Below are 15,284 nucleotides of genomic sequence, written 5' to 3'. Positions count from 1 at the left end.
GTTTGGTTTGCCTTCTAGATGGACTGCCAGTCAGGCTTGTTGGTATATGCCCACTTGTAGTAGTCGCGGTTGCGCAGGCGGGATGCGGCGGCCTCGTCCACGATTACGGTGGCGTGGGGATGCATCTGGAGGGCGGAGGCCGGGCAGAAGGATGATATGCCGCCCTCTACGCTCTCGGCCACGGCTTCTGCCTTCCCGGCACCGAAGGCCAGGAGGACCAGCTGGCGTGCCTTGAGGATGGTTCCGATTCCCTGGGTGATGCAGTGGGTGGGTACCTGGTCCATGTCATTGTCGAAGAAGCGTGCGTTGTCGATGCGGGTCTGTTCGGTAAGGGTCTTGATGCGGGTGCCCGAGGCCAGGGAGGATCCGGGCTCGTTGAAGCCGATGTGTCCGTCGGTGCCGATGCCTAGGATCTGCAGGTCGACGCCGCCGGCATCCTCGATTGCCTGGTCGTACACGCGGCCAGCGTCCTTGATGGTGTCCAGGTTTCCATTGGGCACCCTCACCTTGGCAGGATCCAGGCCCAGAGGCTTGACAACGGTTCGGTCGATGGTGGAACGGTAGGACTGGGGGTGGGCAGGATCCAGCCCCGCGTACTCGTCCAAGGCGAAGCCGCGCACCTGGGAGACGTCGATCTTCTCCTTGCGGACCAGATCGGCAAGCGCTTGGTATGCCGCCAGGGGACTGGACCCCGTGGCCAGACCCAGCACGCAGTCAGGCTTGCGCCGGATCAGGTCGGCTGTGTAGCGGGCATAGATTTTGCCGGCTTCCTCCTGGGACTTGACGATGATGATTTCGGTCATGATGCGATTTCCTTTCCAATAAAGTCAGATGGGCGACTGTCGGCGGCCATGCGTCCTGCCAAGGCTGCGCCGATGGCTGCGATGGGCAGGTCTGCTGGGGCCAGACGCAGCCGGTCTGGCAGACTCAGCGAGGCGATGAAGTGGCTGCAGGCTGCACTTCTATTCAGATGTTCGGTGACCAGATCCAGCAGCGGCTGGCCGATTTTGCTCATGCCGCCGCCCAGGATGATGACTGCGGGATCGAGGGTCAGGGCCACAATCTGTACGGCCAGGGCAATGCCATGGCCGATGATGTCCTGGACTTCCTGGGCGTGCTGGTTCCCTTGGCTTGCCTGGGCAATCAGGTCAGGCATGGGGTGGGCGATTCCCGGCCAAAGGGCTTCCGCTGCCGAACCTGAGGCCACGGTCTCCAGGCAGCCACACTGGCCGCACTTGCAGGGAAACCGATGGTCATCCACTGAGATGTGGCCAATTTCGCCGATTGCCCCGCTGGCTCCGTGTTCGATCCGACCCTCTCGAATGATGCCCGCTGCCAGACCGGTGCCTAGGTTGATGAAGGCCACTACGTGGTCGTCTTGGTCGGGAAGGGCCCTGGGCCCATCACGTCCAGGCTCTGATGCGGGGCTTCGGGACTGGTCCCGGGCAGCCTCGGAGTGGGGTGTGGTTCCAGGGGCCACCAGTGTGTCATCGGCCTGCGATGCGGCTCCCAGTGCAGCGATGTTGACATCGTTCTCGACGCGGACAGGTAGGCCGGTCGCCCTGGCGACGGCAGGGCCCAGAGCCATGTGACGGATGCCCAGGTTGACCGCGTCATCCACTATTCCCCGGTTGGCATCCACACGTCCCGGGATGCCTAGGCCCACGGTGGCCGTACCCTGGTTCGGGCCCAACTGATCCAGCAGGTGGCGGATAAGCGTCACCGTGTCGTCATAAACCGCTTGGTTTCCCTTGCGCGTGGGGTTTCGAAAGCTGGCCAGTAGGTGCTTGTCGCCATCCATGGCCACGCCTTCGATCTTGGTACCGCCAATGTCGATTCCTAGGCTGATCGGGCCAGCCTGGACGCTATCTGTATCCGCCTCGGGATGCGGGGTCGATGCTGCCATGGATTTCAGTGGGCCTGATCCTGGTCCGTCCGTCCCTGTCCACAGGCCTTCTTGACGGCCGTGGCGACGGAGACCGCCGGGTCGTTGTAGGGGATCAGGGTGGACTGGAAGGCATGGTAGAGGTCGGACTTGCCGGGCCAGACCGTGCCGATCACGTGGTTGTCGGCATCCAGCTGATGCCACCAGGACCCGCCCTGGTGGTCAATTAGGTAGTGGTCTACGTAGCTGCAGAAGGTGGCGTACCAGTCAGCGTAGGTAGTCTTGCCGGTGGCTGCGTAGAGGGTGGACGAAGTGTTCAGGGCTTCGGCCAGGGTCCAGTGCATGCGGTCGTGGACCACCGGGCGGCCCTGCCAGTCCGTGGTGTAGACCAGGCCCTCGGCCCCGTCGACGGCCCAGCCATCCTCCACTGCCCTGGCGAACAGGTGCTCGGCTGCCTCGATATAGCGGCGACGGTCGGCCTCCTGATCGAACCTGCCCAGGGCGTACTGGGTGATCAGCCTGGCCCATTCGATTCCGTGGCCCGGCGTAGCTCCATAGGGTTTGAACTGGTCTGCCTTGTTGTCCTGGTTGTAGTTCAGGTCGGCCTGCCAGTCGCTGTTGAAATGCTCGGGGATGCGCCACTGGTTGTTCTCGGCCCACCTGATGACCTGGTCGATGATGCGGCCGGCGCGCTCGCGGTAGTCTTCCTTGCCGGTGGCATCGGCCACGGCCAGGAAGGCCTCGGTGCTGTGCATGTTGGCGTTGAGCCCCCGGTAGGGGTCCAGCTGCGTGAAGCCGCTGTCCCAGGTATCGACGGCCATGCCCTTCTCGTCATCCCAGAAGTAGCGGTTGAAGATCTCCAGTGCCTGGTCCAGCAGGTCCTGCCCATCGGGGTCGCCCGCCAGCATGGACGAGGAAGCGGCTAGGACTACGAAGGCGTGGGTGTAGCAGGACTTGCCGCTCTCGGGCTGGCCCTGCCAGGAGACCGAGGGATACCAGCCGCCATGTTCGTCGTCGTGCAGGTTGCCTTGAAGGGCCTGGACGCCACGATGAACCAGCTCTGATGCCCCCGGGTAGCCCAGGAGGCTGCCGATGGCGTAGACGTGGGTCATCCTGCAGGTGATCCAGGTCTGGATTCCCTGGTCCGGGTCGATGCTGCCGTCATCATTGAGCCAGCCGGCACCGCCCTGCTCGGTAGGGAACCCTCGTCCGAAGTCCAGGAAGCCATAGGTCTGCGAGGCCATGAAGATGCGGTTGGCCTCGTTGCCCAGCAGGTATCGGGGATTTATGGCGGACGGTGAGACTCCCGAATGGTTCGGTGTCGTGGTCATGGCGATCGCTCCTTTGCTCAGCGGGGGATGCAGCTGTTTCTGGTATCTGTTTACAGCCTAACACGTAATTGTTAGGAAACTGAACTTTTTACTGGCTGTACCCGTTTTCTTGCTCACGATGCTAGTGGGCAGTCCTGAAAACGAACCGCTTTGGTGCCGCAATGACGAGGTATGGACCTGCCCGAGCAAGGAAGTTTACAATATAAGTAGCAAGCATGGATGGGCATGATCACGGGGTTCAAGGCCCAATCCCCATGGCGGGTCCCCGTTCCCGCATTATCTATCGTCAGGCGAATCATGACCAGCAATACCGGTAACCTGTCCAAGGCGCTGCCCAAGTCGGTGCGGCACCACAACCGAGCCATTCTGCTCAGGCTGCTCTACCCCGATGTCAGTATGACCAGGGCTGATCTGGCCCGCGCATCAGGGCTGACCAGGGTCGCCATATCAGACATCGTGGCCGAGCTGCTGGGCGAGCATCTGCTCATGGAAGTGGGTTATAGCAAATCCACTGGGCCGGGCAAGCGGGGACGGCTGCTGCGCATCAATCCCGATGGGCGCAGCATCCTGGCTCTGGACCTTTCCACGCCCTACGTCTTCAGGGGGGCGGTGCTCAACCTGACCGGGCAGGTGGCGGCGCGTGAGGAGATCCCGCTGACCGCTGACGGCAAGGTCCCCCTGGATTTGGTGGGGGAGCTGGCCGATTCTTTGATGCAGCGTGCAGCCCACCCCATCATGGGTATCGGCGTATCCAGTCCCGGCATTGTCAGCGCTGAAGGTGTGGTGGATGATGCCACCAACCTGGGCTGGGTTCAGACCGACCTGCGTGGCTATCTGCATGAGAAGACAGGCCTGGAGGTGACTGTCAACAACGATGCCAACAATGAGGTCCTGGCTGAGCAGCAGTTTGGCTCGGGCCAGTCCGACCTGCTTCTGGTCCATCTGGGCGACGGGGTTGGGGCAGGGTTGCTGGTTTCCGGCGAGCTGGTGACCGGTTGCAATCGCGCGGCCGGCGAGATCGGCCATGTGGTGGTGGACCCCACCGGTCCTCAGTGCCGCTGCGGCAAACGCGGCTGCCTGGAATCGCTGATTACCGTTCCCAAGCTGACTGCTGCAATAGATCGGGACCCTGACAATCTGGCCAGCATTTTGCGCCGAGCTGGTGAACTGCTGGGCCGCGTTCTGACTATTCCCGCAGGCCTTATGGACATCCCTCGAGTAGCTGTCCTAGGCGACTCCAGAGTGGTCAACCGCATCTTCCTGAGCGCCATGGAGAAGACCATGAACGAAGCTCTGGCTGCTGATTTCCGACGCCCCCTGGTGGTTGACCGCTCGGCCTTGGGCGAGGATGCCGCCTTGCTCGGGGCCTGCTCCACAGTGGTGGCCGACCTGATCGAGCCTGATGGCACTATCTGAAAGTGGATTGAAGGCCTGTCACGCAACTGCGACTGGAATTGGTGATTCGCGCACATCGCCGAGACCTGCTATTATGGTGACTCACATGCGGTTGGCCGAGGCCTGACCCCGGTAGCCGGATTTGCGGGCGTAGTTCATTGGTAGAATGGAAGCTTCCCAAGCTTCAGAGGCGGGTCCGATTCCCGTCGCCCGCTCTCTTTTATAGAAAATCGCCATCAGCATTGACATGTGGCTTTGGGAAGTTTTCAACTTTGGCAAAGATAAGTTCTTGAGCGCATCTGGAGCTGACCGGCCTCATGCCAAGGATGGAGCCGAAACCCTTGCTCGAGCGTATGCTGCGTTCCTTCCGAATCCAGATTGTTAGACATTTGATGAAGCTGATTGATTTATAGGCGGTGAGCGAGCGTCAGTATCAGCGTTTACTCACAGGGGAATATCGCTGACGTCTATCGAGAGGAACAGTACCCCAGCCAGACTATGCAGCAAGACGATCAACGTCACTAAAACAAGCAGGATTTTTGTGACGACGTTCCACCATTTCCGGGCTTTGCGCGACTTCCGTTTATACAAGGCAACTATATGGACAATGCCGCTTATCAGCCAGCAGGCAAGCCCCACAATAGTGGTCGCAATTATCCTGTTCACCCAAGTGTCCGAGGCAAAATCAACGGCATACGGGAATGCCATAAAGAACTCAATGGGAGTTCTGCTATACCAGCCCCAGCTAATTGGCAGTAACAGAACCAGGCCTAGAAGCCATAGGACAAGGTCGGCATGAGCGGGTACATGGATCATGCGGCGAAGGTCGGTCTTCTCCGTATCCTCGCCTGTTTTATCCGATTTCCGTCCCCTGCATGCCATAGCCGTAAGGCTACAGCATCTGTAGGTATGAAGAGCCACATGCAGACGCTTCCTTACATTCCCCGTCAATCTTGTTCCACTTGACCGCCAGCTTTCACTGAAGAGTTTCTCATCTGTGAAAGATCTGACTGTGTAATCCTCGAGGAGACGACTACGGCCAAAGACGGTACGAACCGTCACGGGGTCTCATTTGTGTCCTCGCATCTGATTAAGGCGTGTGTGCAGATTTTTGCACGTTGCATCCAATGTGAGGAAGCTATATAGGAGTTTGATTTGTAGGTAGGAAATCCATGACGTGGCGCATGCCAACTCTAGTCGCGACTATTCTGACGGGCTGACACCGCTTTGCTCCAGACATTCGCACCGGCGAGAGCCGGGCACCATTAACGATTCCTGGGCATACCGGCTTTCGCACCGGCGGAGCAATCATGTCTTCGATTTCGAACAGTAACATGCTCAAATCCGCGGAATCTCAAAGTTAAGGCAGATGGATCCATCCCAGGCCATGCATCCAAATGGGTTACAGCACATCCATAGTTTCGCCCCACTTGAATTACCTCATGGGAATTGCTCTGGTCATTTTTATTTTCTTGTTTTTGTCCGTAATTGATGCTTCTGCATCTGGACTAAAAGTTGCAAGGCTGGCAACGGCGGCGAAAAGTCCTTTCCGGCTTCATCTTCGGTGAACAATATTCCAGGAAATTCTGGAGTGTCGAAGCACGGTGCCCCAGGTCAGGCAGTGGAAGATGAGGGGGTACAGGGAAGTATGGAAAGGACGGCCATCATGGCTGATTATCACGTGCAATACGACGGGGATCGCGATCTCTGGACAGTCAAGCGGGCCGGAGCCTCACGCGCCTCCCGCACCTTCGCAACCAAGGCGGAGGCCACCAAGCAGGCCAAGGTCTTTGCAGACCGGTCCGGCGGCGGTGAAGTCAACATCCATAACAAGGGTGGCAACAAAATACGCGACAAGCGCACCATAGGCAAGAAGGATCCCCGAGACATCAAGGGCTGAAGTCCAACTGAAATTTGGGATCTTTCGCCGCCATCGGATTTGTGCGGGGGCCGTGGGTCGTGGCGATGAGCGACTATGCCTAATTATGCCCTTCCATTAGCGCGGCAGGATGTTGGGATGGTGAAGCATTGGCCGCCGTCGCTGGTCTGTATGTGTCCGCCCCCATAGACTGAAACCAACCGTGAAAGGTGGCGAGGTCGATGGCCGATGGATTCAACCAGCTGGATCAGCGGCTGGCGGACAGCGGGTATGACGAGGGTCTGCCAGCCTCCTACCCTCCTCGCCCGGATATTGATGAGCGTCCCATTCAGATAGCCCATGCCAACATTTGGAGTCGGTTTGCGGCAGTTACGGGGCTGGTCTCGGCCCTGGCGGGCGCGGCCTTGCTGGCCCACGCCATAGCACCCTCCAGGCTGGGGGTCATAGGTCAGGTGGGCATCTCGGCTTGGGTGGGTGTCTCCGTCGCCTTTGCCCTTTTGACCTTGATTCTGGTCGTCATAGCCCGTCACTCCGGACCAGTCCCGAACCGGCCATCGGTAGGTTCGGCGGGCATTATTCTTCTGATATGCGGAATGCTCTTGACCTTGGCAGGCTTGCTTATTGCCAGCTCCTCCCCCAAGGGCATCATCAAGGCCCCTGCGCGTGACGACGCGCCCATCGGCTCGCCCCAGGCCATGACCGATGGTATCGACAAGGCTGTTGGCCAGTGTGCCTCCGGCTGGCATGATGTCAGCCTGGGCGGGTATGTGGGCATCTCCCAAGCCCAGTATTGCACGGATACGACCATGGCCTACGTGGTCTTCGACAACGATTCAGCGGCAACCCTGGCCAAGGGGCCTATCCGCGCCCGCGTGCCTGACCTGCTCTCCCGCTACGGAGGTGGGTTGCAGCCCCAGGATCTATGGGTGCTGACCGGCAAGCGCTGGATGGTGGTGGGCAGCAGGACCCAGGTGACGGAAGTGCAGGGCCAGTGGGGTGGCCAGGTCGAGCCGTTCATGGGCCGGGATTGAATGACCGGACCGGTCGACTATCGTGGCAGATATGGATCAAGCACAAAAGGATGACAGTGGATTAGTGGGTCGGCCCTCCACGGTAGTGCCCGGGCGCTTTGGGCAGGAGCTCAAGGTCGAGCAGGTCCGTTGGTCCCGCAAGCAGGGCACAGCCAACCCTTCTCGGCCCATTTTTGTACTCATGCACGGATGGGGCTCCAACGAGGAGGACATGGCCGACTTGATGCGTTATGCGGCCCCCTACAACGACTACGCATCCCTGCGGGCGCCCATGGTGGTGCCAGGCAGCGAGCGCGGCATGTTCGGCCCGGGCTACACCTGGTTTCACGACATGCGCCCTGAGCAGGAGGATCTGGACCGGGATGGCTACGCAGCGGCTCGGGCTGTGGACGCCTGGGTGTCAGCCAACATCCCCGAGGATCGACCTGTGGTGGCCATGGGCTTCTCCCAAGGAGCCATGCTGGCTGTTCACCTGCTTCGGGTCAACCCTGAGCGCTATCGGGCCTCCATATGTCTGTCCGGATTCCTGGCCCCAGGCCTGGTACCGGGAACCGCTCCGGCGGATGAGCGTCTGGCTGGTTTGAATAAGCCGGTCTTCCTGGGCTTCGGTTCGGATGACACCACAGTACCCAAGTACGAATTCCGGGCCCTGGCCGCCTGGCTGGACGAGCATGTATGGCTGCACACCACCGAGTACGACCATATGGAACATGCCGTCGACATGCGCGAGATGAACGACCTTCGCCAGTGGTTGGGCGAGATTGATGTGACCTCGGGTCTTATGTAGACCGGGTCACAGGGCCGAATCTGCGTCGACCTGCATGACGTAGACGTTGCGGCGCATCTTCCTGGCTGTCGTGCGTGAGATTTCCCCGGATTCGACCATGTCCTGAATCTGGCTCAGCTCGATGGCATACCCCTCGCGCTTGGCCTCCTCCAACTGATCCCTGATGGCAGGCATGCCCGCGTATTCGGTCTTTCCTTCCGCCGAGGATTCAATCATCTGGTGGTTGATGATGGTGGTCAGCAGGTCCTCGGTCTTGAAACGTCCCTTGCCCAGTTCGGAGTAGAGCTTCTCGATCAGGAAGTGGTTCATCTCCGCCTGCAGGTGGCGCCCGGCGATGAAGACCTGGTCCTTGTCAATCGGCTGGGTCAGGTGCTTTAGGCGGTGGAACTGGCTGTGCAAGAGGCCCTTGATGCGCCTGCGAGCAGTATAGGCCCTCCAGCGAAGTTCCCCGCCCCTGTCCAGGTGGAAGAGGGATCCGGATATGGTGGACAGGATTCTGCGTGCTGCCTGTTCCTGGCTGCGCAGATTCAGCAGTTCCTCCTGGTCGTCTCCGCGCTCGCTGCGCCTGTCGATCAGCTGGGCGTCAGCATCCCTGTCGGCTACGGTCTCGGCCTCAGTACTGGGTTCGATCCCGGTTTCGGTCCCGGCGGCAGACTGCCTTGATGCAGGTGCCTGTTCTACGTCATCTTCGCTTCTGAGCTGCTCTTCCAGCTGATCCTGGGCCTCTTCGATCCGGCTCAGCCGCTCCTCCATGTAGTCCTGCTCCCACTCCATGGTCTGTACCTGCAGGTCCTGGAAATCCTTGGGCGAATACTGTCCGATCTGTGACTTGAGTTTGGCGATGCGGTGGTTGTACTGCTTGATCACCTGCTGGATGGCCAGCCGGTTCTCGTCGGTGATCCTGCTGGAGAGTTCCCGGACCGTGCCCCTGAGCACCTTGATTGATTTTTCGACCTGTTGGGCCGGCACCTCGCTGCTCTGTGAGGGGGCCAGCAGCGGCAGGGCGAAGTTGGCCAGCACCAGGGTGACGATGATGACCCCGGCGGCCACGAAGATCAGCTCGCTGCGCATGGGGAAGGCTGACCCGTCGTCGGTCATATAGGGGATGGTCAGAGCCAGGGAGAGGGTGATGGTTCCCTTGGGGCCACCGAAAGTCATGACGGCTGCCGACCTCAGGAGCTTGGATGTGATCCGTGGCCCGCTGCCGGTTTCATGGTCCTTGGTGAAGATCAGGACGCTGGCCGTCCAGAGAAAGCGCAACACGATCACGGTCAAGCAGACCACAGTGATGGTAGCCACCAACATCCAGTTGCTGACCCGCCGGTCTCGCCAGCTGGTGCCCATGGCTGCCGGCAGCAACATGCCCAGAAGGACGAAGACCGCACCGTTGAGGCTGAAGGAGAGCACCTTCCAGACGCTGGACGAGACGATGTTGGCCTTGGAGGTATTGGGTCCCACTCCGGTGTGGTCGAAGCGAATCAGCAGTCCGGTGGAGACCACGGCCAGGATTCCGGACACATGCAGGATGTTCTGCCCGACCATGTATATCAGGAAGGGAAGGAAGAGCTCCAGCAGGATCCTGGTAGTGGTTGTTTCCCAGCCCAGGCGACGGGCCGACTCAAAGAGCCAGTTGATCACAAAGCCCATGATCAGTCCGAAGCCGATGCCGCCCACGAACTCAACGAAGAACTCGCCCAGGGCCTGGGGCAGGGAGAAGGAGCCGGTCACGGTTGCCAGGATGGCAAACTGGAAGCCGATGACGCCGGTGGCGTCGTTGAAGAGCGATTCACCGGCAAGGATTGAATGTTCGTCCGGTGTCAGGTCGGCGCTCTCGCCCAGGGACGAAACGGCCACGGCATCGGTGGGTCCCAGGGCGGCGCCCAGGGCCATGGCTGCAGCCAGGGGAAACATGGGCCAGGCAGCATGCAGGATGACGCCCACCATGAGCATGGTCAGAGCAGCCAAGCCAATGGCCAGGGAAAGGGATGATCGCAGCCCCTTGAGCAACTCCACCTTGTTGATGGTATGGGCCTCGTAGTAGAGCAGCGGCGCGATGAAAAGGACCATGAACAGCTGGGGATCCAGCCGCATCCGCGGGAAAATGGGCAGCAGGGCCATGACTGCGCCCAGAACGATCTGGACCAGGGGGGTGGAAATCCGGGGAACGAACCTGGAGATGAAGGAAGAGACGAGGACGGCAGCAAGTATGCACAGAATGAGGATGAATGTTTCCACGGGCTTCCTTTCCGCCACGCAATCCCGGGCGGGCTGCCGCAGGCCCGACTAGCAGGGTTCGTTCGACCAATGAAGGAATCTCCGAGTGCAGGGTCGCATGAGGATCGACGTCGCACAGTCCATTATACGGAATCACGGTATCCAGGAACAGCATCAATGGACAATGTGCGCCAAGTTGACACCTCAAGCCAAAATGGTGGACAGACTGTGCTCGCGATAGGCGAACATTTGTGAAAATCCGGCCCGGGGACCCCTCGTAATCGCATGAAAGACCGGCTCAATCGGTATACTCATGAAGACCGGGAAGGCTCCGAACCTCCCAGAGGTTCACCGCTTGCGGCGGATGACCATGGAGCCCCATCTCTTGACCCCGGGGACTTGCGTACACGCTATTGTTTCCCCGATGCTTTTGGACATACCCCGGTCCAAAAGGAAGATTGCAAGAAAGACTGCAGAGGGTCGCATGCGGGGACAAATGACCGATCCGGTTTGGAAAGGCCAGGTTGACCGATGACATCATCCATGACATCTACAGACATTAAGAATCAGAACGCAGCGGCAGCAGGGACCGACATGCGCTTCGACGACACCGACTGGCATAGCCTGGAGACCTCGGCTGTACTGGAGACCCTGCACACCGGGGACCAGGGTTTGGATACGCAGGAGAGCGCACGCCGACTGGAGCTCTTCGGGCCCAACAGCCTGGCCGAGGCCGAGGCCAAACCCCGTTGGAAGCTCTTCCTGGAGCAATTCGCCGGCCCCCTGATCGCCGTCCTGATGCTCTGCGGCATCATCACCATTTTTCTGCAGCACTATGTGGATGCTGCGGCCATTTTCCTGGTCCTTTTTCTCAACGCCATCATCGGCTATGTTCAGGAGTCCAAGGCCGACAAGGCCGTGGAGGCCCTGACCACCCTGTCCACCCCCACCACACGGGTGGTGCGTCAGGGCCGGATGGAGCAGATTGACGCCGACCAGCTGGTGCCCGGCGACCTGGTCCTCCTGGAGAGCGGTGATCGCATCCCCGCCGACCTGAGGCTGATCGAGGCCCTCCACCTGCGCATCGACGAGGCCATGCTGACGGGCGAGAGCGAGGATGCCAAGAAGAATACGGACCCCGTGGACCGCGATGCAGCCCTGGGCGACAGGCACTGCATGGCCTTCTCAGGCACCATGGTCACCAGTGGCCGTGGCCGAGGTCTGGTGGTGGCCACCGGTTCCGACACCGAGCTGGGCGAAATCAACGATCTGGTCCATGTGGCCAAGGGTCGCACACCCCTGCAGCGGATAATCCACCGCACCGAGGTGGGCATTGCCGTTGCCGTCATCCTTGTGGCCATCTTCGTCTTCATCGGCGGAGCCATCCTCAATGGCGACGCTACTGGGGCCTTCCTGTCCGCAGTCTCCCTGGTGGTGGCCTCCATGCCAGAGGCCCTGCCCATCGTGCTGACCGTGGCCATGGCCTTGGGAGTCTCAAGGATGGCCGAATACCATGCCATCGTCCGCTCTCTGCCGGCCGTTGAAACCCTGGGTTCCATCACCGTCATCGGCTCGGACAAGACCGGCACGCTGACCCAGAACCGCATGACCGTGGAACAGTTCACCCTGGGTGGCGGCCAGCCGGTCCCAGTTGAGGGTCTGGACCTGGGCGCAGCGACCGTGTCCGACGACGACCGTATGCGCGGTCTGGCCGCCCTTGCCCGGGCCGGGGCTCTGACTAATGAGGCCCACCGGCAGCCGAATGAACAAGGCGGCATCGAATACAGCGGCGACGCGGTCGATATGGCCATGGCCCGCCTGGCCGACCAGACCGGGGCCGTGACTACTGAAGACCTGGATGCTCCCATCGTCATGGAGACCCCCTATGAGCCGGAGCTGCTCCACTCCATGACCATCCGCCGCAGCCCGGACGGCACCCTGACCCAATACGTCAAGGGTGCCCCGGACGCGGTCATGGCCATGAGCCGAACCATGCTGGACCCGGATGGCCAAGTCGTCCCCCTGGACACCCAGGCCGTCCACAAGTCCTACGAGGCCATGGGTTCCCAGGGGCTACGTGTCATAGGCGTGGCCAGCAGGGTCCTTTCCTCCGACCAGGATCCCGCCTCCCGCCGTCGGCCCGACGACCTGACCTTCCTGGGACTTGAGGGCATGCTCGACCCGCCTCGTCCCGGCGTGCGCGAGGCCATCGCCGACTGCGCCGGGGCCGGCATCCGTGTGGTCATGATCACCGGCGACCACCCGGTGACCGCAGCCGCCATAGGCCGCCGTCTTGGTCTCGATCACACCGATCAGGCACTGACCGGCAGCGAGATGCTGGAGATGAGCGACGAGGTCCTTCGGGCCCGTCTGCGTGAGACCTCCATCGCCGCCCGTGTCTCCCCCCAGGACAAGCTGCGCATTGTGGAGGCCCTGCAGGATGAGGGCCATGTGGTGGCCGTGACCGGCGACGGCGTCAATGATGCCCCGGCGCTGAAGGCTGCTTCGGTAGGCATCGCCATGGGCCGTTCCGGCACCGACGTGGCCCGGGAGGCCAGCGACGTGGTTCTGACCGACGACAACTTCGTCACCATCACCCAGGCCGTGCGCCAGGGGAGGGTCATCTTCAAGGCCATCCGCGGGTCCGCCTACTTCCTCCTGTCCACGGCTGCAGCCGCCATGATCGCCGTGGGGGTCAATGTAATCTCCGAGGAGCCCCTGCTCTTCCTGCCCCTGCAGATGCTCTGGATCAACTTCGTGACCAACGGTGTCCAGGACATCGCCCTGGGATTCGAGCCTGGCAATGGGGATGAGCTGGAGTCGCCCCCGCGTTCGTCTGGAGAGGGTCTGCTCTCGCGGGTGCTCTGGGCGCGACTTGCCGTCTGCGGGCTCTGGATGGCCACCTGCATCCTGGTCCTCTTCCGCTTGAACATCCACGCGGGAATGGATCTGGCCCACGCCCGGACCATCGCCCTGACCCTGCTGGTCCTCTTCAACTTCTTCGTCGCCATGTCGGCCAGGTCCGAGAACAGGCTGATCTTCCAACTCAACCCCTTGGACAACATCTTCCTTCTGGTGGCCTCGTTCGTGGCCCTGGGCATCCATGCGGGGGCCATGTATCTGGCTCCGGTTGCAGGTGTACTGGGCATGGCCCCCTTGAGCGCAAGCCAGTGGCTCATCTGCCTGGGGATTGGACTGACGGTTCTGATCTTCAGCGAAGGCGACAAGATGGTCCGTGCCTTCCTGGCCAAGCGTGGCATCGACACGTCGGGGCGGACCAAGGGCCATCTGCACCACGTGCGCCGCCGCATCGCAGGCATGATCAACTGAATCGACCTGTCTGGCTGGACTGTCAGACTGAATCCGTGCGAGAACGGTGGAAGGCGCCCATGGGGGAGGCCCTGCGGCTGGCCGGCATAGCCGGAGACCGGGGGGATGTGCCCGTGGGTGCCCTGGTCTTGGATGCCTCGGACCGGGTCATCGGCCGGGGCTTCAATCAGCGGCAGGCCCTGGGCCGCCCCCTGGCCCACGCCGAGATGGAGGCCATCGGGAAATCCGACGCGGGCTGGGATCTGGCAGGATGCACCATGGTCGTCACCCTGGAGCCCTGCCCTATGTGTGCTGGAGCCCTGATGGCCTGCCATTTCAGCAGGGTGGTCTTCGGTGCCTGGGATCCCAAGATGGGTGCCTGCGGATCGGTCTGGGATCTCCCTCGTGATCCGCACACCGGAACGAAGGTCGAGGTGCTGGGCGGTGTGTGTGAACAGGCGTGTGCCGGTATTCTTGCCGACTTCTTCGCCCAACACCGCCAGGACTGAGTCCCTGTTTTCAGCGGTGGTTGTGATTGGCTCTGTACCGCTGGAAGGCCGGGGTGACCTGGAGGGCCGCCCAGATGCAGCGCAAAACAATCAGGCAGAGGTAGGCGGCGAATAGATTGGCACCCATTCGCGCGCTGACCCCCGAGGCCGCCCAGGTGCCCACCGGCGTGGTCAGAGCAGCCACAATTCCCAGAAGCAGCCCTTGACCTGCATGGACCAGGTGGTGCCGCAGGTTGGTGAATGTTCCTGACAAGGAACTGGGCAGGATGGCCAGCAGGGAGGTCCCCCTGGCGATCAGGTCGCTGGCGCCCAGCAGGGCCAGGGCCGGGACCGCGATGGCTCCGCCGCCTACGCCCAGCAACCCTGACAGGGTTCCAATCAGGACGCCGACCAGCAGAATGATCAAGGCCACCGCCGGGCTCAGCTGGATGCTGCTCTCCCGGGAAGGCGTGGACAGCAGCTGTTGGGCAATGACTGCCATCAGAAAGCCCACGTAGAGCCACCTGAGTATCACCTCAGGAAGCCGGTCCAGCAGCCAGGTGCCAATCTGCGCTCCAATGACCGTGCCCACGGCCAGCAGCAAGGCCGCCAGCCAGTCCACATGCCCGCCCAGGGCGTAGGAGGCCACTCCGGCCAGCGACATAGGAATCATGGATGCCAGCGAGGTGGCTGAGGCCTGCCGTTGCTGCAGTCCGGTCCATACCAGTGCTGGCACGATGATCGATCCGCCGCCGATGCCGAACATTCCCGACAGGAATCCGCTGATCACACCTACCAGGACCAGGATGGCCAGGGTCCGCCGGTTCATTCTTCCGGCTCCTCTCTGCTCTTTCTGCATGGGTTCCAGCCTAGGTCGACGTTTTCGTCGGGAAGGCAGGATGTCCGCGTACGTGCCGATGGGCCCCGATCAGACGTGGCGGGATCTTTTAAGGTGCAGGAATCCA

Annotated in this window: 12 protein-coding genes and 1 tRNA gene; 7 read left to right on the top strand and 6 right to left on the bottom strand. The window is 61.3% G+C overall.

The features are described 5' to 3' along the window. Positions 1–14 precede the first annotated feature (14 nt). From nagB to H3T88_RS07060, 3 genes are read right to left on the bottom strand one after another with little or no spacing between them, the layout of a single operon-like run. Positions 15–803: a glucosamine-6-phosphate deaminase gene (gene nagB, locus H3T88_RS07070; protein ID WP_198204090.1), complete on the bottom strand. Its 789-nt coding sequence runs from the start codon at positions 801–803 to the stop codon at positions 15–17. Continuing rightward, positions 800–1,906 carry an ROK family protein gene (locus H3T88_RS07065; protein ID WP_198204089.1) on the bottom strand — a complete coding sequence of 369 codons (1,107 nt, stop codon included), beginning with the start codon at positions 1,904–1,906 and terminating at the stop codon, positions 800–802. Before H3T88_RS07065 ends, nagB begins: the two co-directional genes overlap by 4 nt. A 5-nt stretch (positions 1,907–1,911) precedes the next feature. Continuing rightward, entirely contained in the window at positions 1,912–3,216 is a 1,305-nt protein-coding gene (locus H3T88_RS07060) for an AGE family epimerase/isomerase (RefSeq protein WP_198204088.1), read from the bottom strand. Positions 3,217–3,513: 297 nt separating this feature from the next. On the opposite strand from H3T88_RS07060, the gene H3T88_RS07055 reads away from it, so the two are divergent. Both H3T88_RS07055 and H3T88_RS07050 read left to right on the top strand, forming a co-directional pair. Beyond that, positions 3,514–4,632 (top strand): ROK family protein, encoded by a 1,119-nt coding sequence (locus tag H3T88_RS07055; RefSeq protein ID WP_198204087.1) that lies wholly within the window; start codon positions 3,514–3,516, stop codon positions 4,630–4,632. A gap of 123 nt (positions 4,633–4,755) precedes the next feature. Beyond that, positions 4,756–4,826 (top strand) — tRNA-Gly (locus tag H3T88_RS07050). 229 nt (positions 4,827–5,055) lie between these two features. Here the strand turns inward: H3T88_RS07050 and H3T88_RS07045 are convergent. Continuing rightward, positions 5,056–5,319: a DUF308 domain-containing protein gene (locus H3T88_RS07045; RefSeq protein WP_198204086.1), complete on the bottom strand. Its 264-nt coding sequence runs from the start codon at positions 5,317–5,319 to the stop codon at positions 5,056–5,058. A gap of 958 nt (positions 5,320–6,277) precedes the next feature. On the opposite strand from H3T88_RS07045, the gene H3T88_RS07040 reads away from it, so the two are divergent. From H3T88_RS07040 to H3T88_RS07030, 3 genes are all read left to right on the top strand, one after another. Further along, positions 6,278–6,511 carry a DUF2188 domain-containing protein gene (locus H3T88_RS07040; RefSeq protein ID WP_015021159.1) on the top strand — a complete coding sequence of 78 codons (234 nt, stop codon included), beginning with the start codon at positions 6,278–6,280 and terminating at the stop codon, positions 6,509–6,511. Positions 6,512–6,711: 200 nt separating this feature from the next. Beyond that, on the top strand, positions 6,712–7,521 hold the full coding sequence (locus H3T88_RS07035; protein ID WP_015021160.1) for a hypothetical protein: 810 nt from the start codon (positions 6,712–6,714) through the stop codon (positions 7,519–7,521). Between the two features lie 31 nt (positions 7,522–7,552). Further along, on the top strand, positions 7,553–8,308 hold the full coding sequence (locus H3T88_RS07030; protein ID WP_033511701.1) for an alpha/beta hydrolase: 756 nt from the start codon (positions 7,553–7,555) through the stop codon (positions 8,306–8,308). Between the two features lie 6 nt (positions 8,309–8,314). Here H3T88_RS07030 and H3T88_RS07025 read toward each other — a convergent pair whose 3' ends face one another. After that, entirely contained in the window at positions 8,315–10,543 is a 2,229-nt protein-coding gene (locus H3T88_RS07025) for a cation:proton antiporter domain-containing protein (protein ID WP_198204085.1), read from the bottom strand. Between the two features lie 522 nt (positions 10,544–11,065). Between H3T88_RS07025 and H3T88_RS07020 the strand changes: the two genes are divergently transcribed. Both H3T88_RS07020 and H3T88_RS07015 read left to right on the top strand, forming a co-directional pair. Beyond that, on the top strand, positions 11,066–13,852 hold the full coding sequence (locus tag H3T88_RS07020; RefSeq protein ID WP_232347243.1) for a cation-translocating P-type ATPase: 2,787 nt from the start codon (positions 11,066–11,068) through the stop codon (positions 13,850–13,852). Between the two features lie 59 nt (positions 13,853–13,911). After that, on the top strand, positions 13,912–14,340 hold the full coding sequence (locus tag H3T88_RS07015; RefSeq protein ID WP_015021164.1) for a nucleoside deaminase: 429 nt from the start codon (positions 13,912–13,914) through the stop codon (positions 14,338–14,340). Between the two features lie 10 nt (positions 14,341–14,350). Here the strand turns inward: H3T88_RS07015 and H3T88_RS07010 are convergent, their stop codons facing one another. Then, positions 14,351–15,187, bottom strand: coding sequence for a sulfite exporter TauE/SafE family protein (locus tag H3T88_RS07010; RefSeq protein WP_258326545.1), 837 nt, complete (start codon positions 15,185–15,187; stop codon positions 14,351–14,353). Positions 15,188–15,284: the final 97 nt, after the last annotated feature.

The sequence above is a fragment of the Bifidobacterium sp. W8110 genome (assembly GCF_016101375.1).
Classification (GTDB): Bacteria; Actinomycetota; Actinomycetes; order Actinomycetales; family Bifidobacteriaceae; genus Bombiscardovia; species Bombiscardovia asteroides.
Note: the sequence above shows the minus strand (reverse complement) of the source record. Positions and strands in the feature narration are given on the sequence as shown.

Bases quoted from the DNA above. Each gene is read 5' to 3' on its own strand.
- nagB (WP_198204090.1), bottom strand. From the start codon at position 803: ATGACCGAAATCATCATCGTCAAGTCCCAGGAGGAAGCCGGCAAAATC.
- H3T88_RS07065 (WP_198204089.1), bottom strand. From the start codon at position 1,906: ATGGCAGCATCGACCCCGCATCCCGAGGCGGATACAGATAGCGTCCAG.
- H3T88_RS07060 (WP_198204088.1), bottom strand. From the start codon at position 3,216: ATGACCACGACACCGAACCATTCGGGAGTCTCACCGTCCGCCATAAAT.
- H3T88_RS07055 (WP_198204087.1), top strand. From the start codon at position 3,514: ATGACCAGCAATACCGGTAACCTGTCCAAGGCGCTGCCCAAGTCGGTG.
- H3T88_RS07045 (WP_198204086.1), bottom strand. From the start codon at position 5,319: ATGGCATTCCCGTATGCCGTTGATTTTGCCTCGGACACTTGGGTGAAC.
- H3T88_RS07040 (WP_015021159.1), top strand. From the start codon at position 6,278: ATGGCTGATTATCACGTGCAATACGACGGGGATCGCGATCTCTGGACA.
- H3T88_RS07035 (WP_015021160.1), top strand. From the start codon at position 6,712: ATGGCCGATGGATTCAACCAGCTGGATCAGCGGCTGGCGGACAGCGGG.
- H3T88_RS07030 (WP_033511701.1), top strand. From the start codon at position 7,553: ATGGATCAAGCACAAAAGGATGACAGTGGATTAGTGGGTCGGCCCTCC.
- H3T88_RS07020 (WP_232347243.1), top strand. From the start codon at position 11,066: ATGACATCTACAGACATTAAGAATCAGAACGCAGCGGCAGCAGGGACC.
- H3T88_RS07015 (WP_015021164.1), top strand. From the start codon at position 13,912: ATGGGGGAGGCCCTGCGGCTGGCCGGCATAGCCGGAGACCGGGGGGAT.